Source organism: Cellvibrio sp. ARAG 10.3 (assembly GCF_051846955.1).
In the GTDB taxonomy this organism is placed as follows: domain Bacteria; phylum Pseudomonadota; class Gammaproteobacteria; order Pseudomonadales; family Cellvibrionaceae; genus Cellvibrio.
Genome location: NZ_JBPYCU010000006.1, coordinates 118,714 through 145,035, shown reverse-complemented (window position 1 = coordinate 145,035; position 26,322 = coordinate 118,714). Strand labels below are relative to the sequence as shown.

At 51.1% G+C, this 26,322-nt stretch carries 19 protein-coding genes; 9 read left to right on the top strand and 10 right to left on the bottom strand.

Annotation, left to right across the window (positions count from 1 at the left end; translation table 11 throughout):
• The first annotated feature begins 64 nt into the window (after positions 1 to 64).
• The 5 genes from glnL to ACSV5M_RS09990 all read left to right on the top strand — a co-directional run bounded on the left by glnL (position 65) and on the right by ACSV5M_RS09990 (position 6,118).
• The gene (gene glnL / locus ACSV5M_RS10010) at positions 65 to 1,138 is read left to right on the top strand and encodes a nitrogen regulation protein NR(II) (RefSeq protein ID WP_439175929.1); all 1,074 of its coding nucleotides are present in this window, start codon (positions 65 to 67) and stop codon (positions 1,136 to 1,138) included.
• The gene (gene glnG / locus ACSV5M_RS10005; protein ID WP_439175928.1) at positions 1,125 to 2,543 is read left to right on the top strand and encodes a nitrogen regulation protein NR(I); all 1,419 of its coding nucleotides are present in this window, start codon (positions 1,125 to 1,127) and stop codon (positions 2,541 to 2,543) included. The genes glnL and glnG overlap by 14 nt, the downstream gene beginning before the upstream one ends.
• A gap of 348 nt (positions 2,544 to 2,891) precedes the next feature.
• On the top strand, positions 2,892 to 4,382 hold the full coding sequence (locus ACSV5M_RS10000; protein WP_439175927.1) for a methyl-accepting chemotaxis protein: 1,491 nt from the start codon (positions 2,892 to 2,894) through the stop codon (positions 4,380 to 4,382).
• A 221-nt stretch (positions 4,383 to 4,603) separates the two neighbouring features.
• Entirely contained in the window at positions 4,604 to 4,927 is a 324-nt protein-coding gene (locus tag ACSV5M_RS09995) for a hypothetical protein (RefSeq protein WP_439175926.1), read from the top strand.
• A gap of 36 nt (positions 4,928 to 4,963) precedes the next feature.
• Positions 4,964 to 6,118, top strand: a complete 1,155-nt coding sequence (locus ACSV5M_RS09990) for a methyl-accepting chemotaxis protein (protein WP_439175925.1) — start codon at positions 4,964 to 4,966, stop codon at positions 6,116 to 6,118.
• A gap of 37 nt (positions 6,119 to 6,155) precedes the next feature.
• Here ACSV5M_RS09990 and ACSV5M_RS09985 read toward each other — a convergent pair whose 3' ends face one another.
• The gene (locus tag ACSV5M_RS09985) at positions 6,156 to 7,256 is read right to left on the bottom strand and encodes a pectinesterase family protein (RefSeq protein WP_439175924.1); all 1,101 of its coding nucleotides are present in this window, start codon (positions 7,254 to 7,256) and stop codon (positions 6,156 to 6,158) included.
• A gap of 77 nt (positions 7,257 to 7,333) precedes the next feature.
• Positions 7,334 to 8,809 carry a mannitol dehydrogenase family protein gene (locus tag ACSV5M_RS09980; RefSeq protein WP_439175923.1) on the bottom strand — a complete coding sequence of 492 codons (1,476 nt, stop codon included), beginning with the start codon at positions 8,807 to 8,809 and terminating at the stop codon, positions 7,334 to 7,336.
• 336 nt (positions 8,810 to 9,145) lie between these two features.
• Between ACSV5M_RS09980 and ACSV5M_RS09975 the strand changes: the two genes are divergently transcribed.
• On the top strand, positions 9,146 to 10,087 hold the full coding sequence (locus ACSV5M_RS09975) for a sugar kinase (protein ID WP_439175922.1): 942 nt from the start codon (positions 9,146 to 9,148) through the stop codon (positions 10,085 to 10,087).
• A gap of 79 nt (positions 10,088 to 10,166) precedes the next feature.
• Here the strand turns inward: ACSV5M_RS09975 and ACSV5M_RS09970 are convergent, their stop codons facing one another.
• The 8 genes from ACSV5M_RS09970 to ACSV5M_RS09935 form a co-directional block, all read right to left on the bottom strand.
• Positions 10,167 to 10,556, bottom strand: coding sequence for a VOC family protein (locus ACSV5M_RS09970; protein WP_439175920.1), 390 nt, complete (start codon positions 10,554 to 10,556; stop codon positions 10,167 to 10,169).
• Positions 10,557 to 10,577: 21 nt separating this feature from the next.
• Entirely contained in the window at positions 10,578 to 11,876 is a 1,299-nt protein-coding gene (locus tag ACSV5M_RS09965) for a TRAP transporter large permease (RefSeq protein WP_439175918.1), read from the bottom strand.
• Between the two features lie 29 nt (positions 11,877 to 11,905).
• Positions 11,906 to 12,367: a TRAP transporter small permease gene (locus tag ACSV5M_RS09960; protein WP_439176091.1), complete on the bottom strand. Its 462-nt coding sequence runs from the start codon at positions 12,365 to 12,367 to the stop codon at positions 11,906 to 11,908.
• A 66-nt stretch (positions 12,368 to 12,433) separates the two neighbouring features.
• The gene (locus ACSV5M_RS09955; protein WP_439175916.1) at positions 12,434 to 13,441 is read right to left on the bottom strand and encodes a TRAP transporter substrate-binding protein; all 1,008 of its coding nucleotides are present in this window, start codon (positions 13,439 to 13,441) and stop codon (positions 12,434 to 12,436) included.
• 234 nt (positions 13,442 to 13,675) lie between these two features.
• Positions 13,676 to 15,082 (bottom strand): NAD(P)(+) transhydrogenase (Re/Si-specific) subunit beta, encoded by a 1,407-nt coding sequence (locus tag ACSV5M_RS09950; protein ID WP_439175914.1) that lies wholly within the window; start codon positions 15,080 to 15,082, stop codon positions 13,676 to 13,678.
• Positions 15,083 to 15,109: 27 nt separating this feature from the next.
• Entirely contained in the window at positions 15,110 to 15,394 is a 285-nt protein-coding gene (locus tag ACSV5M_RS09945) for a proton-translocating transhydrogenase family protein (protein WP_087466973.1), read from the bottom strand.
• 8 nt (positions 15,395 to 15,402) lie between these two features.
• Positions 15,403 to 16,560, bottom strand: coding sequence for a Re/Si-specific NAD(P)(+) transhydrogenase subunit alpha (locus ACSV5M_RS09940; RefSeq protein ID WP_439175913.1), 1,158 nt, complete (start codon positions 16,558 to 16,560; stop codon positions 15,403 to 15,405).
• Between the two features lie 282 nt (positions 16,561 to 16,842).
• Positions 16,843 to 18,363 (bottom strand): UxaA family hydrolase, encoded by a 1,521-nt coding sequence (locus ACSV5M_RS09935; protein ID WP_439175911.1) that lies wholly within the window; start codon positions 18,361 to 18,363, stop codon positions 16,843 to 16,845.
• Between the two features lie 764 nt (positions 18,364 to 19,127).
• Between ACSV5M_RS09935 and ACSV5M_RS09930 the strand changes: the two genes are divergently transcribed.
• The 3 genes from ACSV5M_RS09930 (at position 19,128) to ACSV5M_RS09920 (ending at position 26,298) form a co-directional block, all read left to right on the top strand.
• Complete coding sequence (locus ACSV5M_RS09930; RefSeq protein WP_439175910.1) at positions 19,128 to 20,585, top strand: glycoside hydrolase family 28 protein; 1,458 nt, start codon at positions 19,128 to 19,130, stop codon at positions 20,583 to 20,585.
• Between the two features lie 251 nt (positions 20,586 to 20,836).
• Entirely contained in the window at positions 20,837 to 23,527 is a 2,691-nt protein-coding gene (locus tag ACSV5M_RS09925; protein ID WP_439175908.1) for a TonB-dependent receptor, read from the top strand.
• Positions 23,528 to 23,787: 260 nt separating this feature from the next.
• Positions 23,788 to 26,298 carry a DUF4861 family protein gene (locus ACSV5M_RS09920; RefSeq protein ID WP_439175907.1) on the top strand — a complete coding sequence of 837 codons (2,511 nt, stop codon included), beginning with the start codon at positions 23,788 to 23,790 and terminating at the stop codon, positions 26,296 to 26,298.
• The last annotated feature ends 24 nt before the right edge of the window (positions 26,299 to 26,322 follow it).

The window sequence follows — 26,322 nt, the reverse complement described above, 5'->3', positions numbered from 1 at the left end:
ACACAGACCAAGCACACCAGTGGGCATGTGCCCACTGCCAAGGCATTCAGGAGTCAATTAATCGGTGAGCCCTCGCGATCTCCATAAACCGCTACTCGACAGCCTCAGTACCGCCATCATCCTGGTGGACAGCGACCTGCTGCTACGCCACATGAACCCGGCGGCCGAAGCGCTGCTGTCGATGAGCTGTGAACGCAACATCGGCGAACCCATCACCTATTTCTTCCACGAATCCAACGAAACCGAAAAACAACTCAAGCTCGCCGCCGCCCAAGCCAACCATTACACCAAGCGCCACGCGGAATGGCAGTTGCTCAGCGGTGGCCATATCACCGTGGACTACACCGTGACACCGTTTGGCGATCACGAAGGCTTGATTATCGAGATCCTGCCGATTGACCGCCTGCTGCGTATCAGCCGCGAGGAGATGCTGGCCTCATCCCACGAAACCACGCGCAACCTGATTCGCGGCATGGCCCACGAGATCAAGAACCCCCTGGGTGGGATTCGCGGCGCAGCCCAGTTACTGGCGCGGGAACTGCCGGACAGCGGCTTGCAGGAATACACCAATATCATCATCGACGAGGCGGACCGCCTGCGTAACCTCGTTGATCGCATGCTCGGCCCCAATCAATTGCCACAGCATAAACAGCTCAATATCCACGAAGCACTGGAGCGGGTCGCCACCATCATCCACGCGGAAAGCAATGACGCGGTCAAGATCGTGCGCGATTACGACCCCAGCATCCCGGACATGATGGGCGACAAGGAGCTGCTGATCCAGGCGTTCCTGAACATCGTGCGCAACGCCATGCAGGCGCTGCTGGAAGCGGGCATGACCGACGGGGTGATTCGCCTGCGCACGCGCATCCAACGGCAATTCACCATCGGCCGCCGCCATCATCCGCTGGTGTGCCGGGTGGACATCCTGGACAACGGCCCCGGCATCCCCCAGGACATGATCGAAAACATTTTCTACCCCATGATCTCCGGGCGCGCTGAAGGCACCGGGCTGGGCTTAACGATTTCGCAACACCTCATCCATCAACATCACGGCCTTATCGAGTGCCAGAGTGAGCCGGGCCAAACCCGCTTCACTCTCTACCTACCAATGGAAGTACAACATGCAGAAGTCTAATCGTGTGTGGATTATTGATGACGATCGTTCCATCCGCTGGGTGCTGGAAAAGGCCTTGCAACAAGCCAACATCGACACGCGGGTGTTTGACTCGGGTGACAGTGCGCTGAGCCAGCTGAATCGCGAGGTGCCTGATGCGATCATCAGCGACATTCGTATGCCGGGGATGGATGGTCTGGCATTGCTGACCAACTTGCACTCCAATCACCCGCAGGTGCCGATCATCATCATGACGGCGCACTCCGACCTGGACAGCGCGGTAGCGGCCTACCAGGGCGGCGCCTTTGAATACCTGCCCAAGCCGTTTGACGTGGATGACGCAGTAGCGGTGACCCAACGCGCCCTGGCCCATGCCCAGGAACAAAAGAGCGAACATACCAGCGTGGCGAGCATTGACGCCAATACCGAAATCATCGGTGAAGCACCGGCGATGCAAGAGGTTTTCCGCGCGATTGGCCGCTTATCCCAATCCAACATTACCGTGCTGATCAATGGCCAATCCGGTACCGGTAAAGAGCTGGTGGCGCGCGCTTTGCACCGCCACAGCCCGCGCCGCAACGGTCCGTTCATTGCGCTGAACATGGCCGCGATCCCTAAAGACCTGATGGAATCCGAGCTGTTTGGCCATGAGAAAGGCGCCTTTACCGGCGCTGCCTCGCAGCGCCAGGGGCGCTTTGAGCAAGCCAACGGCGGTTCACTGTTCCTCGATGAGATCGGCGATATGCCTGCGGAAACCCAAACCCGCCTGCTGCGGGTTTTGGCCGATGGTGAGTTCTACCGCGTGGGTGGCCATACCCCGATCAAGGTGGATGTGCGCATCATCGCCGCCACCCACCAGAACCTTGAGCATCTGGTGGCGGAGAACCGCTTCCGTGAAGACTTGTTCCATCGTTTGAACGTGATCCGGATTCACATCCCCAAACTCGCCAATCGCCGTGAAGATATTCCGAAATTGGCGCGTTTCTTCCTGCACAAGGCCGCTACCGAGTTGAACGTGGACCCGAAAGTCTTGCTACCGGAAACCGAGGAGTTTTTCTGCTCCCTGCAGTGGCCGGGCAACGTACGGCAACTGGAGAACACCTGTCGCTGGATCACGGTGATGGCTTCCGGGCGCGAAGTGCACATTGAAGACCTGCCGCCGGAATTGCTGGATCACAAGGAAGGCAGCACACCGGCGGATGATTGGGAAAAAGCCTTACGCCACTGGGCTGATCAGGCGCTGGCCCGCGGTCATCACCAGTTGCTCAGCGAGGCCGTACCTACCTTTGAGCGCGCATTGATAGAAACCGCGCTCAAATACACTGCTGGCCGCAAACGCGACGCCGCCAACCTGCTCGGCTGGGGCCGCAACACCCTCACCCGCAAGCTGAAAGACCTGGGCATGTCCGGCGGCACTGACGAATAATATCTTCCCGGTAGGTCGGATTAGCCGCCAGGCGTAATCCGACAATTCCTCGCCGAAGCATTGCGCATCTGTCTTTAGCCAGATCGCGTCGGATTACGCTGCGCTAATCCGACCTACGGGTATGGCGCTTCTAACAACATTTGTCATCCTAAGCTGCCTCTTCCAAATACTTCGTTATAACCCTTAATATTTTATTGACTATGCCGTTAACCCAACTAGGCTAAGCAATAACAACAGAGGGTTTTGGTGCGCACCAAATAAGTGCATAACCCTAAAATGTTTTGTCTTCCCTGTCTCTGCCTGGTGCAATCCACAGGCGCCTGAATAATAAAAACCGGAGTATGAAAGATGGTCGAACGTTCTCTGCTCACCAAGTTGATGGGCTGGCTGAGCGCCGCGATGGTTCTTATTGCCATGATCGTGGCCTTTGCCAATTACCGCATGGCAGCCAGTGAGCTGCAGGAAAAATTTACCCACGACAGTCAGACCATGATCGAGTTGACCAACTCGTCGCTCCTGGAAGCCGTGTTCGCCTATGACTTCCAGCAGATTGAGGCCATCGCCAAATCCCTGGTCAACACCTCGTTAATTACCGGCATCAATATTGTCGACCATCGCGGTAAAGCGCTGGCCAAAGCCCAGGACGCCCAGCTCGGTGATGGACAAGTCCCCCATACCGCCATTCCGATTGTGTACAACGGCAGCAATATCGGTAGCTACGACATCACCTTTTCCACCCACGAAGTCGACCAGGTACTGAGCAGCCAGGTTAAGAACAATATTCTGGTGGTGGTATTGCTGCTGTTGGCGAGCCTGGGCACCGTGTACGTGCTGACCCGCCGACTGGTGCTAGCACCGGTAGCCGAAGTGACCCAATCCCTCGCCTCTATCGCCGATGGCGGCGGTGACTTGACCCGTCGTTTGCCCACCGCCCGGGGCGATGAAATTGCCGCACTGGCCCACAACTTTAATCGTGTGATGGAACATATCGCCGACATTATTCGCAACGTGGTGCAGGTCAACAACAAGGTGCGCGACCACGTGCGCGATATGGCCGCCGCCACCGACAGCACCGTCACCTCCACCAGCCAGCAGCTGAAAGAAATCGAGCTGGTGGCAACGGCAGTAGAAGAACTCTCCGCCTCCGCCACCGAAATTGCCAAACACGCCGGGGATACCGCCGAACGCACCAACGCCACCAGCATCCTTGCCGAGGAAGGCCACCAGGTCGTGAACCTCTCGTTGAATAACGTCAACAGCCTCACCAACCAGATCGATGCGACGGCAAAAAAAATTCAGGTATTAAAAGAAAACAGCGTGAACATTGGCTCTGTGATGGAAGTGATTCGCACCATCGCCGAACAAACCAACCTGCTCGCCCTCAACGCCGCTATTGAAGCCGCACGGGCCGGCGAACAAGGCCGCGGCTTTGCTGTCGTGGCCGACGAAGTTCGCTCCCTCGCACAGAAAACCCGCGACTCCACCGAAGAAATTGAATCCATCGTGGTGCAACTACAACGCGCCGCCGACGAAGCGCATCAATCCATGAACACCAGCACCGCCTCCGCACGCGAAACCATCGACACCGCCGCACGCGTCGGCGAAGCGCTCGACAAAATCCGCGCGAACATCACCGTGATCAACGACATGAACCACCAGATTGCCACCGCCTCACATCAACAAAGCTCAGTCGCGGATGAAGTGAGTAAAAATATTTCGGCGATCCACAACTTGTCCGGCAAAGTCTCGCAAAACGCCAACGTCGTCAGCGCCAGCGCCAGCCACCTCACCCAGGAAAGCAGTGAACTCAAAGAACAAATCGACAACTTCAAGATTTAACTCCAGCCAGAGCCTTGCTTGGGCGATATTGCTGCGCAATATCGCCTTTTTTATATCTCACTTTTTGCAACAAAAAATAAAAATCTATGCGCATTATTCATAACCAACGATAAATATTGCTTTAATTTTGCTCACCCCAAAAACATCAACTACAGTTATCCATACCTGAACAGGATCTATCTTCACGGTACTCTCATCGTCAGTTAAACAGGACTTTAAGCATGACATCCCCCACGCTCGATGGGCTGCGCAAAAGCCGGGCTTTGCGCGCCGACAAGATGTTCCTCCTGACCATCATCCTCGAATTCATCTACACCCTCGCACTGGCACCCTGGTTTAACACCTGGAAAGCAGCATTGATGGTGGGTATACCGCTGGTCATTGCGGCACTGGCAATCTATTCCTGGCGACCCGCCACCCGTTTGAGTTCAGTGGTACTCGCCAGCATCGCAATGCTGTTCGTTACCCTGCATATTCACCAGTCCCAAGGGCTGATAGAAATGCACTTCGGTGTCTTTGTGGTCCTCGCATTTATTGCGGTGTAGCGCGATTGGGCGCCGCTGGTTATCACTGCCGCTCTGGTGGCCGTCCATCACCTGGTTTTTTGTTACTTGCAACATGCCGATATGGGCGTCTGGTTATTTCGTGATATGGAAGATCACTGGCTGCGGATTTTTATCCACGCCGGTTATGTGGTGGCAGAGACTGCGTTTCTGATTTTTTTCACACGCAATGCACGGCGTGAAGTTGAAGTCGGCGATGTGTTGATGGTCACCACCCAGAAGATGATGCGCAACGAAGACACCATTGATTTTCGCATCCAGATTGAAAGTTCCTGCACCGAACTACAACAGTTTTCCCGCTTACTTTGCTGCCTGAAAAAACTGCTGTTCCAGGTCAACAAAGTGTCCGACGAATTGCAATCATCAGCCCAGGAACTGGATGTAAAACGCGAGCAATTGCATCAGGACAGCGAAACCATCCAGATGGATATCCATAGCCTCGCCGAATCCGTCACTACTTTATCCCGTGCGGTACACGATATTGCCGACAACGCTGCGGCGGCGGCCAGCGCGGTGGAAGACGCTTATAAAGACGAGCGCTCGCTGCGCATGGTGGTGAAATCCAGTCATGATATTAACGAATACCTGACAATGGCTTCAGACAAGATGGGCAATCTGAATCAGGCCTGCCACACCATTGATAAAGTGGTGAGCGTCATTACCGGTATTGCCGAACAAACCAATTTGCTTGCACTCAACGCGGCGATTGAAGCCGCTCGCGCGGGTGAAGACGGGCGCGGTTTTGCCGTGGTTGCGGAAAAGGTTCGCGCCTTGGCGGGACGCACCCAACAATCCACCGGCGAAATTTTCAGCCTGGTGCAAACGCTGCAAAAAGGCTCGGAAGAAACGCTGAATATCATGAAAGATTGTCAGCGCATTGCCCGGGAAACGGAAGAAAATAGTATGGACGTGGCGCAATCGCTGGATACGCTTAAAGCCTCGCTCTTATCGATCAATCAACTTAATCAATCCATTGCCCAGGCGACCCAGGAGCAGGATCAGGTAAGCCAACAGATGAGCGTCAATGCCGCCACGGTTGAACAACGCAATTCGCAAATGCAGGAACAGGTATCGGCGCTGAGCAATCTTTCCAATATCCTGATCCAATCACTGTTAAACCAACAACTGCGCAATGTATTGTTGGATTCTTCGGCGGAATTGGCCAAAGGTTGATTGCATAGCGGAAAGGCCGGGATCCGGCCTTTTTTAATTATGGCTTTTGCCAATCACCCATCAATGTTTCCCAGGTGTAATGCTGTGCGTCTTCTGTGGTCAGCTGACGGCGCTTGGCATTTTTATGCGCACCCGCACCGTGACTCTGGTATTCAAAGAAACGCGCATCGTCGGGCATAAAAGGTTCTTTGCCACCGTCGCGCGTGGTGCCGCCCATCCAATACCAACCATCGCGCGTAATATGTGCGTCCATTTCAGTGTCGATAAACACCGCTTTACCAATCGCATTTGGATCGGCATAACGGCCGTCGGGAAAATCGGTGGTGGGATGCCAAGGCCGCCCCAAGGGCGTGGAATTATCCGGCACGCCCGGTTCGCGGGTCAGCTTGCAGCGAATAAATGTCAATCCATATTCATCCGCAATCTGCGTCGATGGTGCGGTGACATAAGCATGGGGAATCGAGTCGCGGCCACGAATGCGAGTGATAATTTCAGAATCGGTGAACAGTGCGTTGCCCGCGCCGAAGATAAAATCCACATTGCCCGCAATCTTGTTGCGATCAAACCAGGCGCGGCCGGCATCTACAAATAACGTATCCTGATACCCCAACAATTGGACTTCACGTGCCAGCACGCGGTCACTGCCTTTATCCAGATGTAAGGCCACCGCCTGGCTGTGGCGAATCTTTTGCGGATCATCATTTTCCAAAGCATCGTTGCTAACGAAATCGAAGCTGTTCTCAATCGTTAAATTGTGAAATTGCACATCCGCGGCGCGCACAATCACAGTACCGGAACCGCGCGTGCCCCAGGTTTTTCCTGGTTCAGAAACCTGGCCTGAATAAGCATCAAACAGGATACGGGTTTTATCCATACCCGCGCCGATCAACTGAATATTGGGTTTATCGATAACCAGCTTTTCGTAGTAATCCCCCGGCTGGATAAAAATTTTAAAGGGCGTGGCGGCACCCACCGGCGCAGCATCGAGTGCTGCCTGCACGCGATTAAAATGACCAGGTTTACCGAGCAAATACGTATCGCGAGTGACAACCGCATCGTAAGACGCACCGGGTTGGTGAGCGCAGGCCAACAGTTGAGCCGCGAACACTAGCCACAACAGAATCTTTATCGTGTTCATCTTATTCTCCTCAAACAAAAACGGCGACATCAACACAGGAGTCGCCGTTAAACCAGACGCTATCAGTGCTCAACCGATCAGGCGAAATAGTGCTTGATCGTCGCCAACACCCCTTTGTCATAAAAACGCGTTAACCAGAGCGCGGTCGTTTCGACAAAACGTGTATCGTTGATCAGGTCTGTACCGAATACTTGCGACAGGGAAACCACCGCTTTCACCATTGCCAGAGGATTGCCCGCATTCTCAGTGCACAACTGGTGCAGCGTCGCCGCGAGCGGATCGGACACTTCGATAGGATTGCCTTGCTCGTCAACGCCGGAAACGTAACGAATCCAGGCGGCTACCGCCAGACAAATAATGTCGATATGGCCATTGCCGGCCAATTGTTCGCGCAGGGTTTCCAGCAGGCGTTGCGGCAGCTTCTGTGAACCATCCATCGCAATTTGCCAGGTGCGATGTTTGAGCGCTTTGTTGAAGAAACGGTCACGCAATTGTTGTTTATAGAATTCAATATCAAAACCATCCGGCGCGGCTACTGTTTCGCCCGCCTCACGCGCCATGTATAACTTGATCATATTGACGAATGCCGGCTCGCTCATGACTTCGCTGATGTAATTAAAGCCGGATAAATAGCCGGTGTAGGCAAGCGTCGAGTGAGAACCGTTAAGCAACCGCAGTTTAATTTTTTCGAAGACGTGCACATCATCAACCAACTGCACACCAACCTTCTCCCATTGCGGGCGACCATCAGAAAATCGATCTTCTACCACCCATTGCGTAAACGGTTCCGCCACTACCATGCCTTCATCGCGCAGGCCCAGGCGCGCTTCAATTTCATGGCGATCTTCATCGGTCGTCGCGGGTACAATCCGATCAATCATCGTGCAGGGAAAACAGGTGTTGGCTTTGATCCAGTCCGCCAGTTCTGCGGAAACCTGTGCAGCAAACTGCCAGACGACCTTGGCCAACACCTCGCCGTTATTCGGTAAGTTGTCACAACTTAATGCAGTAAAACTTTTATGGCCGGCGCGAAACCGTTGCTGCAAAGCGGCCACCAGATAACCGATAGCTGAAACCGGACGGTCCAGATTCGCCAGATCGTGAATAATATCGGGGTGCGCGCGATTCAGGTCGCCCGTGGCCGGGTCGTGGCAATAACCTTTTTCGGTTACGGTGAGCGATACAATACGAATGGCCGGATCAGCCATCAGCGCCACCAGCGCAGCAGGATCTTCCGGCCCGACAAGGGTTTTTAACACGGCACCAATCAATTGTAATTTTTCACCCTCGCCGGAACGCTCAACCAGGGTGTAAAGATTATCTTGCGGAGCCAATTGCTCACGCACAGTCGCTGAGCGCAAACTGCAACCCACAATCCCCCAGTCACCGCCGAACTGATTTAATACCGCCTCGGTGTAAAAAGCCTGGTGTGCACGATGAAATGCACCTATGCCGAGATGCACGATTCCCGGTTTGAGTTCCGCCCGTTTGTAAAGGGGCAATTGTACATCGGAAGGCAATTGCTGGATGTTGCCTGAGTTCAGCCTGTTCATCTTGATACCTGCGTGGTTGATTTGTATTTCTACTCAAACGATGGTGCAGCCGGCTCTCTCAAACCAGCGTTTTTTTGCGCACAAAACGCGCTTAATTATAGCGAATCCGAACAAATATCCGATAGCGCGAAAACTGGTAAATCCGCAAGGGAGATGCTATATTTTCGCCGATTTTTTGCACTTTAATCGGTTTTGATAAATAAAAAATGTCATCCTGTTTTTTAATAACCAAAAGAAATTCATTGGCGTTTACGCAGCGTCATCCAAAAAGAATCGTCTCCCTAAATCAACCCGGAATGTGAGCTTCACATACACCCGACTTACAGGCACATGTCTATGGCACATATAGCAGCAATTGGTGAAGTGATGGTGGAGTTGTCCCCCTTCACAAACAACACAACCGACAACCGTGAAGTCATGGCACTGTCTTACGCTGGCGATACCTATAACACATCGGTTTATATGGCTCGTCTCGGTTTGCAAACAGATTACGTTACCTTGTTGGGGGATGATCCCTACAGCAAACAAATTCTGCAACGCATGGCCGATGAAAATATCGGCACCGACATGATCAACCAATTGCCCGGGCGTTCACCGGGCTTATACATTATTCGCAACACCCCGGATGGTGAGCGCGAATTTTTTTACTGGCGTAAAGAAGCGCCGGCGCGCGAACTGTTTTCTACCACAGAGCAGGCTGCTCGTCTGGTTGCACAACTCACATCCTGCGATTGTGTTTACCTCAGCGGTATTACCCTGGCCATCATCGGCGAGGCTTCACGCCAGATATTGCTCACTGCGCTACAGCAATTGCGTGCTGCCGGCGTGAGGATTGCATTCGACAGCAACTTCCGCCCCCGCTTGTGGCGCGACAAACATGAAGCGCAGCAGGCGATGCTGGCGATCCTGCAATTCACCGACATTGCCCTGCTGACACTGGATGATGAATTGCTGTTATGGGGTGACGACTCTGTCCAGGGCTGCGTCGACCGCTACAAACATACTGCCGTGAAAGAACTCATCCTAAAACGCGGCGCCAGCGACACCATCATCATTCAGGACGGTCAGGAAACACGGGTTCCGGTTCCGCCTGTAAAAAATATTATTGATACCACCGGCGCGGGTGACACATTTAACGCAGGTTATCTGGCTGCGCGTTTAAACGGTGCTTCTGCGGCGGATGCGGCGAAGCAAGGTACGCGTTGCGCGGGCATCATCATTCGCTATCGCGGTGGTGTGATTGATAAAGCTGTCTTTGAGCAGGAGCTGAGTGCCTAGTGCAGGTTGTTAAGTCGGATTACGCCTTTGGCTAATCCGACCTACCTTGGCAGCATCCCCACTCCATCACGCTTTAACATTAAGCCTTCAACATAGGCGTGCCGCGTTTGCACAATTGAATTGCCAGCCCCCAGGGGTCGCGCATCATCACCAGGTGTGAACCATCTTTGATGCGTACTTCTTCCGCAAAGGTAGCCCCAACCTTTTCAAGTTCTGCGCGTTTTTCTTCCGGGTTTTCGCACACAAAAGCCAGATGCAAAATCAGCGGATTCATGTTCGCGTAGTCCGGCACCTGATCCGGTGGATTGTTGTAAATCTCAACCATCACCTGGCCACTGTCGTCGGCGAGAAAGTGGGTGTTGGGGCCGCCTTCCATCTTGCGCGCAATGGTCATCCCCATATGCGTTACATACCACTCGGCGACAGCAATGGGGTCAGCCACATTGAAAGCAAAATGTTCTATCTTCATAAAATACCTGTCAACTTCTCATCAATACAAATCAAACGCACGCGGCAGCCATTCACTGATGGCGGGGACGTAAGTCACCAGCAGCAACACGGTAAACATTGCCACATACATGGGCAACAACGGACGCACCATCTGCGCAATGGTTGTTTTGGCAATGCCACAACCGACAAACAATACGCTGCCCACCGGCGGAGTACATAAACCGATACACAGATTCAACACCATCATGATTCCGAAGTGCAGCGGCGACATACCCAACTCTGTGACCACCGGCAGAAAAATCGGTGTAAAAATTAACACCGCCGGTGTCATATCCATAAAAATGCCGACAATCAACAGGATCACGTTGATGATCAGCAGGATAATGACCGGGTTATCACTCAAGGCAATCAAACCATCGCTGATGCTTTGCGGAATATTTTCGTACGAAAGAATCCATGACATGGCTGAGGATGTACCAATCAACAACATCACAATGGCTGTTGTCTCCACCGACTTCACCAGGATTTCCGGGATCTCCCTGACACTGACTTCGCGGTAAAAAATAACTGCCAGCAATAAGGAATACAGCACCGCAATGACGCTGGCCTCGGTCGCGGTGACATAACCGCCGATAATCCCGCCGATCACGATCACGATAAGCAGCAGGCTGGGAATCGCATCGAGGGTTTTCTTGACCGCATCGCGCAGGCCAACACGCTCACCCACCGGATAACCTTTGGCTTTGGCATAGAAGCCGCATACCGCCATCAAGCCCAGCATCAATAAAATACCGGGCAAATATCCGGCGATAAATAATGCAGCAATGGAAACACCGCCACTGGCCAGCGAATATACGATGAGAATATTGCTCGGCGGAATCAATAAACCGGTGGTTGATGCTGTTACGGTCACAGCACCGCTGAAGGCACGGTCGTAACCTTCTTTCTCCATCACCGGCACCATAAATCCGCCGATAGCAGACGTCGCAGCCACCGCTGAACCGGAGATTGCGCCGAACAAGGTACAGCTGATGATATTTACAAATGCCAGGCCGCCGGGCAACATGCCAAACAAGACCTTGGCAAATTCAATCAGGCGATGCGCAATACCACCGCGCCCCATGAGGATGCCTGACAAGATAAAAAATGGAATCGCCAACAATGCAAAACTGTTGATACCACTCGCCATACGTTGCGCAATGGTCACCACCGCCGGCCCGGCATCAATGGTGAATAACATCGTCAGCAAGGTGGCAATACCGATGCTGATTGAAATAGGTACATTCATTGCCAACAAGATGGCAAAGCTGAGTAACAATACTAAAATTGAAATTTCCATGATCTCTCGCCTCGTTATTCTTCTGGTTATTAATCGATGGGGTTCTGTCCGGCGTCGGCGCTGGCACCCACACGGACTTTCGCGCTGAAGATATTGTCGATGGCGTAAATACAAATCAGCACACCGGCAAGTGGAATCACGCTGTACACATACCCCATGTTGATCTCCAGCGCCGCCGAGGTTTGGCCGAGATCAAATTGCAATTTCACCAGACTGATACCGCCGTACACCATCACCCAGGCAGCAAAGATAAAACTCATGACTTGCGAAAAAATTTCTGCGACGTGGCGGCGGGTGGGCTCCATCTTGGCGGTGAATAAATCCAGCCCCAAATGTGAGTGCATACGAAAGGCATAGGCAGCACCTAACAAACCGATCCAGATCAACAGGAAACGCGCAATCTCTTCGGTAACCGAACTGGGATTGCCGACGATAAAACGCGAAAGCACCTGCCAGGTCACATCAATCACAATGGTGGCCATCAGTATCATGAGGATAAAGGCCAACACACTATCCAGTTTTTTTAATACGCTTTGCATTGTGAAGTCCTCAATGTCTTACATGTCGTTGATGCGTTGCATCAAGTCATAGATAGGTTCGCCACGATAGGACTCGTGCATGCTTTTAACCTGCTCCTGGAACAGGGTTTTATCCGGGTACACCACTTCAACATCGGCAGCTTGCACAGCGGCCAGGGCTTCCTCGGTGTCCTGTGCCCACAATTCCCGCTGGAAGTCCACGGATTCATCCATCGCCTGCTGCAGCCATACTTGTTGTTGTTCATTGAGGGTGCTCCAGACATAACTGCTGATCAACATCACATCGGGCACTGAGGTATGTTCATCAATGGTAAATAATTTGCACACTTCAAAGTGTTTGGAGAGATAAAAACTCGGGGGATTATTTTCGGCCGCATCCACTACACCTTGCTGCAGCGCTGTATAAAGCTCGCCCCAGGAAATAGGTGTTGCAGAGCCGCCCAAAGCTTGAATCATACGCACAGATGTCTGGCTTTCCTGTACGCGAACTTTTAAACCGGAAAGGTCAGACGGGGTGCGAATGGGTTTGCCGGTACCACATTGGCTGTAAAAACTGCGGCTGCCTGCATCGTAATAACCGATGCCGCGCAAGCGTTTGGCTTCGCCTTTGGCGAGCATGCCTTTACCAATATCGCTCTCAAGGAAACGCCACAAATGTTCTTCATCGCGAAATACGTAGGGAATGCTGAAGATGCGCATCTCCGGCACAAAACCTTCCATCGGGCTGGCCGACACTTTGGTCATAGCGAGGCTGCCCACCTGCAACAGTTCAATCAGCTCGCGCTCGGAGCCCAATTGCCCGCTTGGGTAAACGTCGACACGCATGGTGCCACCGGATAACTCGTGCAGGCGCTCACCCATAAAGACCATGGCTTTGTGAACCGATGTGGTCTGGTCAAGGTTGTGACCCAGCTTGAGAATCTTGACGTCGTCCTGCACGCCGCAACTCATTAGCAAACCGGTCAGGCAAACTATAACTAGCGTGCGTAACAAATGTTTTGGTTGATATTGATCCACAGTTTCCATAATCATTTTCTCGTGTTGACTGCTTTTTCTGGCGCATGGCGCTCGACACACCTGGCCGTTTTATAATTTTGTGGTGTTGTTTTACCCGAGAGAATATGACTCTCACAGCTGTTGTAGTTATGTGTTGTAGTTATGCGTTGTTGTTATGTATTGAGTTATGTTATGTCCTTGGGAATTTTTGCAGATAGCAAAAGTGCCTCGGGTGAGGAGGCACTTTGCAGGGAGCAACAAAAATCAATCCAGGTTTCTGACGATAGTCTCCACCATTTTTTTCGCATCACCGAACAACATCATGGTGTTGTCCTTGTAGAACAACTCATTCTGCACACCGGCGTAACCCGATGCCATGCTGCGTTTGACAAAGAGCACCGTACGCGCTTTTTCCACATCGAGGATCGGCATACCGAAGATCGGGCTGGTCGGATCACTCTTCGCGGCAGGGTTAGTCACATCGTTGGCACCAATCACAAACGCCACATCGGCGGTCTGGAATTCGTTATTGATGTCTTCCAGCTCAAACACTTCGTCGTAAGGAACGTTCGCTTCGGCGAGCAACACATTCATGTGGCCCGGCATACGGCCGGCCACCGGGTGAATCGCGTAACTGATTTTCACACCGGCTTTTTTCAGCTCATCGCACATTTCGCGCAACGCGTGTTGTGCCTGCGCCACCGCCATACCATAACCGGGCACGATAATGACGGAACCGGCATTTTTCATAATGAATGCTGCGTCTTCAGCACTGCCCTGTTTGACCGGGCGATCATCGACACCACCGCTGGCACCGGCCGCTGCCGGATCGGCACCAAAGCCGCCGAGGATAACATTGAAGAAGGAACGATTCATACCCTTACACATGATGTAAGACAGAATTGCACCGGAAGAGCCGACTAGTGCACCAGTAACAATTAACGCATCATTATGCAAGGTAAAACCGATACCGGCCGCCGCCCAACCCGAGTAAGAGTTAAGCATGGAAACCACCACCGGCATGTCTGCACCGCCGATAGGAATAATCAGCAGCACACCAATCACAAAGGCCAGCGCGGTCATGCTCCAGAATACCCAGGGCGCCTGCTCGAAGCAGAAAAACACAATCAGTCCGATAATCACCAAACCGATTATCGCGTTCAGGATATGTTGGCCACCGAAGGAAACAGGTGCACCGGATACCAGACCCTGCAATTTGGTAAACGCGATAACGGAGCCTGAAAAGGTAATCGCACCAATGACCACACCCAGGCCCATTTCGATACGGCTGGCAATAAAGATTTCACCGGCAGAATCCAACAACCCGAATGCTGCCGGATTACTGAAGGCAGCACCGGCTACCAGCACCGCCGCCATACCGACAAGACTGTGAAAGGCGGCGACCAATTGCGGCATCGCGGTCATGGCAATGCGGCGCGCAGTAATCACACCGATCACAGCACCAATCGCCAACGCAATAACAATCCAGCCGTAGGATTCCACAGCGGGGCTCAATACTGTGGTGACCACAGCAATGAACATCCCGATCATTCCATAAATATTTCCGGCGCGGGAAGACTCCGGTGAAGACAATCCGCGCAGCGCCATGATGAACAACACCGCCGCTACCAGATAGGCGAGCGAGGTAAGGTTTGCATGTAATTCTGTCATGATGTTCCCCAATGATGATGTGCGGATTTATTTTTTCTTTTTGTACATGGCAAGCATGCGATGCGTCACGGTAAAGCCGCCAAAAATATTAATTGCAGCTAACACCATTGCACCAAAGCCAAGGACTTTGGACAGACTCATCTCTGCCGGCCCGACAGCAATCAAAGCTCCGACAATAATCACACTGGAGATCGCATTCGTGACCGCCATCAAAGGCGTATGCAGCGCCGGCGTAACACTCCACACCACGTAGTAACCGACAAAAATAGCCAATACAAATATCGATAATTGAGAAATGAAATTCGCTTCCATAAATCCCCCTAGGCATTTGCCGGCTGAAAGTTGGGATGAACTACCTGACCATCGCGCGTCAAGGTAACCGCCGCCACAATTTCATCCTGCCAATTGATGTTGAGCGCTTTTTCTTCAGCGTTCACCAGGGGCGTGAGGAAATTCAGCAGGTTCTTGGCGTAGAGCGCACTGGCATCGGCGGACAGACGACTGGGAATGTTGAATAAGCCAATGATGGTCACACCATTTATTTCAACAATTTCTCCCGGTTTGGTCAGCGTGCAATTGCCACCCTGCTCTGCCGCCAGATCCACAATAACCGAGCCGGGGCGCATGCTGTGCACCATCTCGTCGTTGATCAGCGTGGGCGCTTTGCGACCGGGAATCAGTGCGGTACAAATCGCAATGTCCTGCTTCTTCAGCGTTTCTGCAACCAACTCGGCTTGGCGACGCTTGTAGTCGTCACTCATTTCTTTCGCATAACCGCCGGCGGTTTCTGCGTTGGCCACTTCGTCACTTTCCACCATGACGAACTTGCCGCCGAGACTTTCCACCTGCTCTTTGGATGCAGCCCGCACGTCGGTTGCACTGACAATCGCACCGAGTCGTTTGGCCGTGGCGATAGCTTGCAAACCGGCAACGCCCGCGCCCAATACCATCACGCGCGCCGGCGCGATCGTACCGGCGGCAGTCATCATCATGGGCATGGCGCGGTCATAAACATTAACCGCTTCCAAGACTGCACGATAACCGGCCAGGTTACTTTGGGAGCTGAGCACATCCATACTTTGTGCGCGTGTAATACGCGGCACAAACTCCAGCGCCATCGCCGTTACACCGGCAGCAGCGTATTGCTGGATCGCGTTGGGGTCAGCATAGGGAGATAGAATAGCGATGAGCAGCGCGCCGCGTTTCATCAGCGCCAACTCGTTGGGACCATCCTCGCCCGCTAAAATGGGGCGCTGGACTTTGAGGACAATGTCGGCATCCGCCAATAACTGCGCAAGATCACCAACAATTTTTGCACCGGCGGCTTCATAAGCCGCATCAGTAATCCGGCTTGCTTCACCGGCACCTGTTTCTACAGCTACATCAATACCTAAGGCAACAAATTTTTTCACCGTCTCTGGTGTTGCGGCCACACGACGTTCGTGGGCACGACGCTCCCTGGGTATGGAGATCTTCATAGGACACTTCCCTCTAAGTAAGGTCTTTTGATAGCAAACAAATACCTCTCGCGACGGTAACATCACAAGAAGTTTTTGCAGCAATCACGCCTTTATAATAATGGCACTTAAATCGGGCCAGCTCAGAACAATTCACTATAAGCAGGAATGGCTTGGCTGACTTCTCAATCTGTGCTTTTTCATGATGGCCGGACATCAAGGTCCGACTCTTCTCTCTCACCGTCAGTGCGGCGTTTAAATACACTTGAGATGGATGCAAAACACCTCAAGCTAATTTTTTTGTTAAACCACGGCACCAATTTTCCAGGGATTGAATTCGTTATCCCCGTAACCTAACAGTTCACTTTTAGTGGGCTCACCGGAGGCTACCGCAAGCACTTCGGCAAAGATTTTTTCGCCGCATTCCTGCAAGGTGTATTCACCATCCAACACACCGCCGCAATTAATATCCACATCTTCTTTCATTCGCTCAAACAATTGCGAATTACTGGCCAACTTGATGCTGGGAACCGGCTTGAAACCAAAGGCAGAACCCCGCCCGGTGGTAAAACACACCACGTTTGCACCGGACGCCACCTGACCGGTGACGGATACCGGATCGAAGCCAGGGCTATCCATAAACACCAAGCCCTTTTCTTTCACTTCTTCCGCGTATAAATACACACCGGTCATCTGGGTAGAACCACTTTTGGCCTGGGCGCCGAGGGATTTTTCCAGAATCGTCGTCAATCCACCCACCTTATTGCCGGGCGAAGGATTGTTGTTTAATTCAAAGCCGTTGCGCTCGGTGTATTCTTCCCACCAGCGAATGCGTTCCAATAATTTTTCTGCCAGTTCAGGCGTTGCCGCGCGTTGAGTCAACAGATGTTCCGCACCGAAGATTTCCGGCGTTTCTGAATAGATAACTGTGCCGCCGTGACGCACCAGGATGTCTCCGGCAATCCCCAGCGCCGGGTTCGCGGTAATCCCGGAGAACGCATCTGAGCCGCCGCATTGCACTGCCAGGGTCAATTCGCTGGCAGGAACAGGCTCACGTCTTGCTTCGTTAACCAGGGGCAACATCTGCCGCAGGGTTTCAATACCTTTCTCAATAGCGATGCGCGTACCGCCCACCTCCTGGATGGTGTAAGCGCAGAAGGTTTTGGTGTCTGCCAGACCGCTTTCTTCCATCACGCGCTGAACCTGCATGGTTTCACAACCGAGGCCCACCATCATCACGCCACCAAAGTTAGGATGACGTGCGTAGCCATCAAAAGTACGGCGCAAGGTTTCATAACCTTCGCCTTCCGAGCGCATACCGCAGCCCGTCTCATGGGTGAAAGCCACGACACCGTCAATGTTGGGAAATTGTTTGAGTTCACCCGAGAAGGTGAAGTGTTGGGCAATGGCGCGGGCCACTGTCGCCGAACAATTCACGGTGGTGAGGATACCGATGTAATTGCGTGTCCCGACCTTGCCGTTAGCGCGACGATATCCCTTGAAGGTGGCGCGCTGAGCTTCAGGCACAAAGTCTGTCGGCACAGCATTGCGACAGAAACCATAATCTTTTTCGAGGTCGCCCATCACGCAGTTGTGGGTGTGCACGTGCTCACCCGGCGCAATATCTGTACTGGCAAAACCAATCACCTGGCCATACTTCAGGATCGCGTCGCCTTTGGCAATCGGCACCAATGCCACCTTGTGCATGGCCGGAATGTCAGCCCGCAAGGTGAGATTGTTTTCGATCAAAGTGATTCCGGCAGGTAAAGCGGCTTTACAGACACCGACATTATCCTGTTCGTGTAAATGAATAATACTGCTCAAGATTGCAACCTACGGTGAGTTTTTGGTCGATTGTACAAATTCGCCAGATGATTTTTGTTATAGGAGAAGTGTTACCGACGGTAGAGAAAAAAACAGGCGCCTTGCGGCGCCTAAATATCGGCAATGGTATTCGGTCAATACCAATTTCAATCTATCACCGATGGGAATAGTCCCGCAATAACGAACGCCAGCCGCGCTTCGCGAGCTGATTTCCGGTTAATCAAAATTTCTTCCGCCTGACAGCGCTGTCAATCTCACTATGCGGCCTTAATACGCAACCTGAGTCCGCCTTCATATCAGTTTATTAGGAGCAAATTTTTTCGATAATTTTTGAAAAATATTTCTCTTTTTTTGTAAAGAAAACGATAAATCATTTACTCAGCGCAACATGTAACCGTTTACAAGAATAAAAATAATTACATGAAACCGATTACACTTAAAAATTAGTGACAGGGAAACTAATAAAAGGTGACAAAATAGAAATTTCACACTAAAAAGATATTGATTTTCCTGGCAGCGGAATACACAATGAAAAAACGGCATCAATGAATACATCAACCAGATGCCCGCTTCTGTCTACTTTCTCTCTGTGCACGGGCCTATTACTACATATCAAATTGACCGGCACGGTCTTGGCAGAACGGACATCAACATAACTTTCTTCATTGATACCCGTGTGTTTAGTTGTCTGCGCTTGAACACGATCATTACCGACTCGAAAGTTAGCGAACAACGCTCAACGAATATATAAAAGAGAGAGACAGGTGAGAGAGCTTCGTCCCGCAAAGATCAGTCGTCGTGCTTTTTTGGTTGCTACCGCCGGTAGTGCTATTGGTTGCGCCGTTCTTGATCAGCAGTCCAACGCCCCCCAAGCAACTGATGATGCCCTGCACCATCAGGCTTGGGAGATGGCGTCCACTATTCGCCAGCAAACCATCGTTCCGACTTTTCCTGACCGTCAGTTCCATGTTCGTGATTATGGTGCTGTTGATGATGGCACTACCGATAATACAACCGCCTTTGCCAATGCGATTGCCGCGTGTCACAACGCCGGCGGTGGCCGCGTGGTGGTTCCGGCAGGGCGTTTTCTGACCGGCCCGATCCATCTGAAATCCAACGTTAATCTGCACCTGGAATCCGGCAGCCGAGTTTTATTCAGCACCGACCCGAAAGATTATCTCCCCGCCGTCTTCACTCGCTGGGAAGGTGTGGAACTCATGGGCTATTCGCCCCTGATTTATGCTTACGAGCAGAAAAATATTGCGGTAACCGGCAGCGGCACCCTGGACGGACAAGCCAATCGCACGACCTGGTGGCCGTGGAAGGGTGGCAGCTGGGTCGGTGGAACCAACTGGAGCGTCCCCGGCTTTCCAAACCAGGATGAAGGGCGAGCCAAATTATTTGCTGATGCTGAACAGGGCGTCCCCCCGGAGCAACGTCTTTACGCTGAAGGTGCCAATCTGCGCCCACCGTTTTTCCAACCTTATCGTTGCGAAAATGTATTGATTGAAGGTGTCACCATCACCGGTGCGCCTTTCTGGTTGATTAACCCTGTGCTGTGTCAAAGCGTCACTGTCAAAGGGGTTACCTGCTCCAGCCTTGGGCCGAACTCCGATGGCTGCGATCCCGAGTCTTGCAAGAACGTCGTGATTGAAGATTGCCATTTCGATACCGGCGATGACTGTATCGCGATTAAATCCGGTCGCAATACCGACGGCCGCCGTTTAAATACTCCCGCCGAAAATATCCTGATTACCGGCTGCAAGATGCGCAGTGGTCACGGCGGTGTTGTCATCGGCAGTGAAATCTCCGGCGGTGCGCGCAACGTGTTTGTTGAAAACTGCCAGATGAGTAGCCCTGACCTTGAACGCGGCATCCGCATCAAGACGAACTCCATGCGCGGCGGCGTTATCGAGAATTTTTATATTCGCAATATTGAAATCGGCGAAGTAAAAAATGCGCTGGTGATCGATTTCCATTATGAAGAAGGCGACGCCGGCGATTTCGACCCTACAGTGCGCAACATTGAAATCCGCAATCTCGTTTGCCAAAAGGCAGAACGCGTATTTCAGGTGCGCGGCTTTGAGCGTGCCCCGATTCGTGACCTGCGCATGATCAACAATACCTTTGTTTCCGTGGACGAGATTGGTGATATTGAACACGTTGAAAATTTTGTCGCTAAAAACGTTACGATAGAAGGCAAAGTTTTTAAAGTCGGCTAGAGTGCTATCAAGCTTTCGAATTATTTTTTGCTATAACAACCCAACGTCTTTTTGTCGCAATGAATAACAATTAGACAAGGACTATAAAATTGAAATGATATGACTCAAGGTTTTATAAATTCGTCATCTCGTTTCTGTATAACAAGCCTTGTTTTCGAAGGAATTGTTAGGCGATGACATGTTCACCGCCTAACATAAGGCATCACAATGATCAATGTGATACATCAAAATAAATACACAGGGGAAAAACAATGAGACAGTTCAAGATCAATCCACTGGTGCTGGCAATGGCAGTTGTATTGCCTGCAACCGGATATGCACAAAACAACAATGAAACTATTGAAGAAGTTGTGGTAACTGGCAGCTTCCGGGATAGTTTGTCTAATGCATTAAATATTAAGCGGAATCAAGCCGGTTTTGTTGATGCGATTGTCGCCTCCGATATTGCTGAATTTCCGGATAACAACCTGGCAGAGTCACTTCAGCGCATTCCTGGGGTCGCCATCTCTCGCTCTGGTGGCGAAGGTCGTAATATCACAGTTCGCGGTTTGGGACCGACATTTACCACCGTTCGCCTCAATGGAATGGAAACTATTTCAACCACAGGTGGAACAGATGCTGTAGGCGGAAATAATCGGGGGCGTGGATTCGACTTCAATACATTCTCTTCTGATCTGTTCAGCTCATTAACAGTTCACAAAACAAACTCCGCGGAAATCCAGGAAGGCTCTCTTGGAGCCACAGTGGATCTAAAAGCTGCGCAACCATTTGACTATGATGACTTTGTTTTTACAGCATCCGGTCAGCTTGGTTATAACGATCTATCGGAAAAAACTGACCCTGCGGCGTCCTTCCTTGTAAGTAACGTATTTGCAGACGGAAAATTTGGTGCACTTTTTTCTTTCTCTTACTCTGAACGCAATGTTAAAGATGAAGGGTCCAGCACTGTCCGCTGGTCAAACAACACGGCTCAAGGCTTCGGTCAGTATCAAGGCAATGCAATAGATGCCTCACACCCCATAAACAATGCATTCCGTCCTCGTATTCCTCGTTACGATTCCTACGAACATGAAATGGAACGGATTGGTTCAAGTTTATCGCTGCAGTTCCGCCCAACTGATTCCACTGAAATCAGCTTGGATGGCCTTTGGGCTAAGTTTGATGCAAATCGTCAAGAAGTGTTTTTGCAAGGCTCGTTGAATCCTGGAACAAATTCCACTACTAACGTATTGGATTATGCGATTCAAGGTGACACATTAATTTATGCTGACCTTGAAGGCTCTCGATTACTTTCTGAAAATCGATACGATGAAATGAGTACCGATTTCTCCCAAGTCACCCTGTCTTTAAAACAAGATTTTACTGACACATTCCGCATGAATGCGATGATCGGAACTACAAAGTCTGATTACGACAACCCGATCCAGAACACTTTATTGATGCAAGCGAGTGACCAAGATTTTACCTATGACTATCGCAATTACAGCAATCCCTCGCTCATTTTTGGCGAAGGAGCTTATGACAAATCCAGCTGGGTAGCAACAGGTGTTCGTCAACGTCCTCAATCTACCGTGAACGAAAATGATGCTGCGCAAGTCAGTTTTGAATATGATATTAATGAAAACCTGACCTTTAAAATTGGCACAGATTACAAAGATTTCAATTTCAGCACTGACCAATATCGCTATGCCAGCGAAGGCGCCAATGGTGTAAATATTCAGTCAAACGACAACTTCATCATTGAATACAATTCCGGCTTGGGTGATGGCCAACCTTGGCTAATCCCTAATCGCAGCTTGATTATGGACTCCTATAACTTGTTCGACGTAGCGCTGGAGCCAAACTACGGCAGCAACTACGAAGTTGGAGAAGAAACAGTTGGTGTCTATGCACAAGTGGATTTCAATTTCGATATAGGCAGTGTCCCTGTTCGAGGTAACCTTGGTGTTCGCAGATTTGAAACAGACCAAACAAGTAGCGGCTGGTTAAATGGCAATACTGCGAACCGCGAATATATCACTGTTGAGCATAGCTACTCAGACACTCTCCCTTCCCTCAATGTAACTGTGGAGCCCGTCGAGGATGTATTATTGCGCGCCAGCTATTCGGAAGGTATTTCCCGAGCAGGTCTTGCGCAAATCGTACCAGCTGTGAACGTGAGTGTTGCCGGAACCAACATGACTATCATTGGTGCGAATCCCACACTTGAACCTACCAAAGCGAAAAGCTATGACCTCGGTGCCGAATGGTATTTTGGAGATGGTGCGCTGGTTGCAGTAACGGTGTTCAAGAAAGAAATTGAAAGCCATATCCAAACACTAAGAAGCACTGTTAACTATGCCTCAACGGGCTTACCTGCTGCTGCTGCGGATGCTGCTTGCGAAGCAGCGGCTCAACCAGCAACAACATGTAATGCGAATACCATTTGGAACTTCCAGTCTCCAACAAACGGGCCTGGCGGCGATCTAGATGGTTATGAAATCAGCTATCAACAGCCGTTTACGTTCTTACCTGGTGCATTTAGCAATTTCGGTTTCATTGGTTCCTACACCCATGTTGAGTCAGACCTGGATTATCTGGATGTCGATGGGAATGTTGAGACAACCAAGCCACTTACCAATTTATCTGACGAAACCACAAGCGCTACGCTTTACTATGAAACAGATAAATTCAGTGGACGCGTCTCCGTCGCTTCTCGTAGCGGCTATCTCACAAACGCTGTAGGACGTGACGGGAACGATGAGGAAGGTACCAATAGCACTACAAATGTGGATGCGTCATTTAGCTACCAACTCAATGACAACATCAAGTTCACGTTTGAGGCATTGAACCTGACTGATGAAGTGGATGATCAATGGGTGGGATCGGAGGACGAACAACGTCTGTCTTATTACCACTCTACGGGAATTCAATATAACTTGGGTGTGCAATACAAGTTTTAATAGAAGATACTCAAATAGGGATGCCGGTTTCCGGCATCCCTATTTGATTCTTCAGATAGAATTTTTATAACGTCTGTGCATGAAAAATCGCAACAGAATTTTGTAAGTTCGTTACCTTATTGACACCACACTTCTTAACAAAAGCGTTATTCAACACTCTTGCGTATAGCTGCATCTGCCGCCACTATCACGGTGGTGAGATAATATTTAACCTTCCTATAAAAACTTTATTCATTGACCAGCCAAAAAAGGTGAATCCATTGAAACGAAAAAAAATGGCAAACATTGGCGGATTGGTATCCGGCAGCTTATTGCTGGCGTTAGTCGCGGGCTGTGACTCGGGTAAGCCAACAGCGGAAACATCCATCAGCACAGTATCCAGCAGCGCGGCCAGTACCGTCGTTTTGGCGCAGGCAGAAATTGCGAATGCAACAGATTTTGCACGTCATCAGGAACCTGTGTACTTCAGCCTCTATGATCTCGGTTTGGAGGATCAGGATGCACAGGTACAACACCTGATTGCCAAAGAAGGCGAGCAGCGTTTGCCAACGCAGATGGTTGATCGTGATGCAGACGGCACGCCCGATGACCTGTTGATCACACTGGATCTTTCACCAGCGCAGAAACGCAATATCACCATTGTGGCCGATGCGGATGCGCAACCGCTGGATATACCCAAGCAAACCCAGGCAGAAATCTCCCATAAAGTGGGCGGTGAATGGCAGGATAAAAAATATATCGGCGGCACCTTTGAGAATGTCAAAGAACTGACCCCACCGCCGCAATACACCGATCACTCAGAATTTATTCGTTACGAAGGGCCAGGCATTGAGTCCGACAAAGTGGGTTACCGGATTTATCTCGACTGGCGTAACGGCTTTGATATTTTTGGTAAGAAAACCAGCGACATGGTGTTACAAGATGTCGGGCAAGATGGTTATCAGTCTTACCATGAGCCTGCCGACTGGGGCATGGATTTATTAAAAGTGGGTAAATCTCTGGGAGCCGGCGGTTACGGATTCTGGAATGGTAAAGAGGTCGAGCTGGTATCCAACGTTGACCAATGGACCGCAAAAGTCATTGAAGATGGTCCGCTCTATTCCGCGCTGAATTTGACCTACAAAGGTTGGGAAATCAACAACCAAAAGCTGGATCTGGTCAGCGATCTGTCCATGACTGCAGGTAGCCGTTTGGTGCATACCCGTTTAAGCATATCGGAAGAGCTGCCCAATATCGCCATCGGCATGGTGAAACATCCGGGTACAAAATTGTTGCAAGGCAGCCAGGAAGTCAGCGGTTATGCCTGGACCTATGTCGCCAGCTGGGGCAAGCAAAGTTTAAGCGGTGAAGATGATTACCTGGGCGTGGCAATCCTGTTCCACCGTCAAAGCCGCGTTGAGCAAACCGAGGACGCCAACAGTTATGTTTCTGTGATGGAGCCCACCGGTGGCGAGCTTGAATATTATTTCCTCGCGACCTGGGACGGGGAGAAAGATGGCATCAAGACAGAAGAAGAGTTTGTGGCTTACCTGGAACAGGAAGTTAAACGCCTGACCGCTACACCACGCATTCGTTTTGAAAGCGCCCTCAGCGAAGAGGCCAAATCATTTCCCATCACTGCCGATGCGGCCCTGAACTGGAGCAAGCGCCTGGTGGATTCCGAACTGGAGCGCAAAACCCTGAATTATCATTATGATGGCTGGGACGAAAACCGCCGTCGTAAACCCAAATTTGAATACGATATTCACGGCGTACAGATTCTTGCGCTGGAAGAATTGGCCAGGGTTGCGCCCGATGCACGCTACAACGATGTTGCAGAAAAAGTCACCGGCAGTTTTATTACCGATGAAGGCGACATTCGCGAATACGATATCAAAAATTACAACATCGACAGCGTCATGCCCGGCATGGTGGTGTTGAGTTTGTATGAGAACACCAAAGACGAAAAATATCGCAAAGCGGCTGATCTATTGCGCAAGCAACTTAAAGAACATCCGCGCACCAGTGAAGGCGCTTTCTGGCATAAACAAGCTTATCCCCATCAGGTATGGCTCGACGGCGTATACATGGGCATGCCTTTCCTCGCGCGTTACAGTGTGATGTTTGAGGATGGCGAAAGTCTGGAAGAAGTCGTCAAGGAATTCAAACTGGTACACGAGAAGCTGCGCAATCCCGAGTCCGGACTTTATTACCATGCTTGGGATGAATCCAGGCAAATGAACTGGGCTAACAAGGAAACCGGTTTATCCGAGTTTTATTGGGGCAGAGGTTTGGGCTGGTTAACCATGGCGCTGGTGGATGTGCTGGATTACATCCCTGAAAGCAACACCGAATTGCGTAAACCCTTATTGGATATGGTGACTGAACTGGCGGCGGATTTACGGCGCTATCAGGACCCGGCCACCGGTACCTGGTTCCAGATTCTGGACCAGCCGGAGCGCGTCGGTAATTACCGTGAATCCTCGGCAAGCGCGATGTTCACCTACTTTTACGCCAAGGCGATCAACAAGGGTTATGTTCCGGATTCCTATCGCGCAACCGCGCAAAAGGCCTACGAAGGTTTGATCAAGGAATTTGTGACGGTGCACCCGGATGGTTTGATCAGTATGACCAATCAATGTCTGGTAGCAGGTCTCGGTTTTGGTCGCGATGGCAGTTATGATTATTACATGAGCGAGCGGATATTCGAGAATGATCCAAAAGGTAACGGACCCTTTATTCTCGCCGGTGTCGAAATGTATAAGCTGCTCGGCAATAACGCAGCACAATAAATAATAAGCCGTACCTGTCAGCCG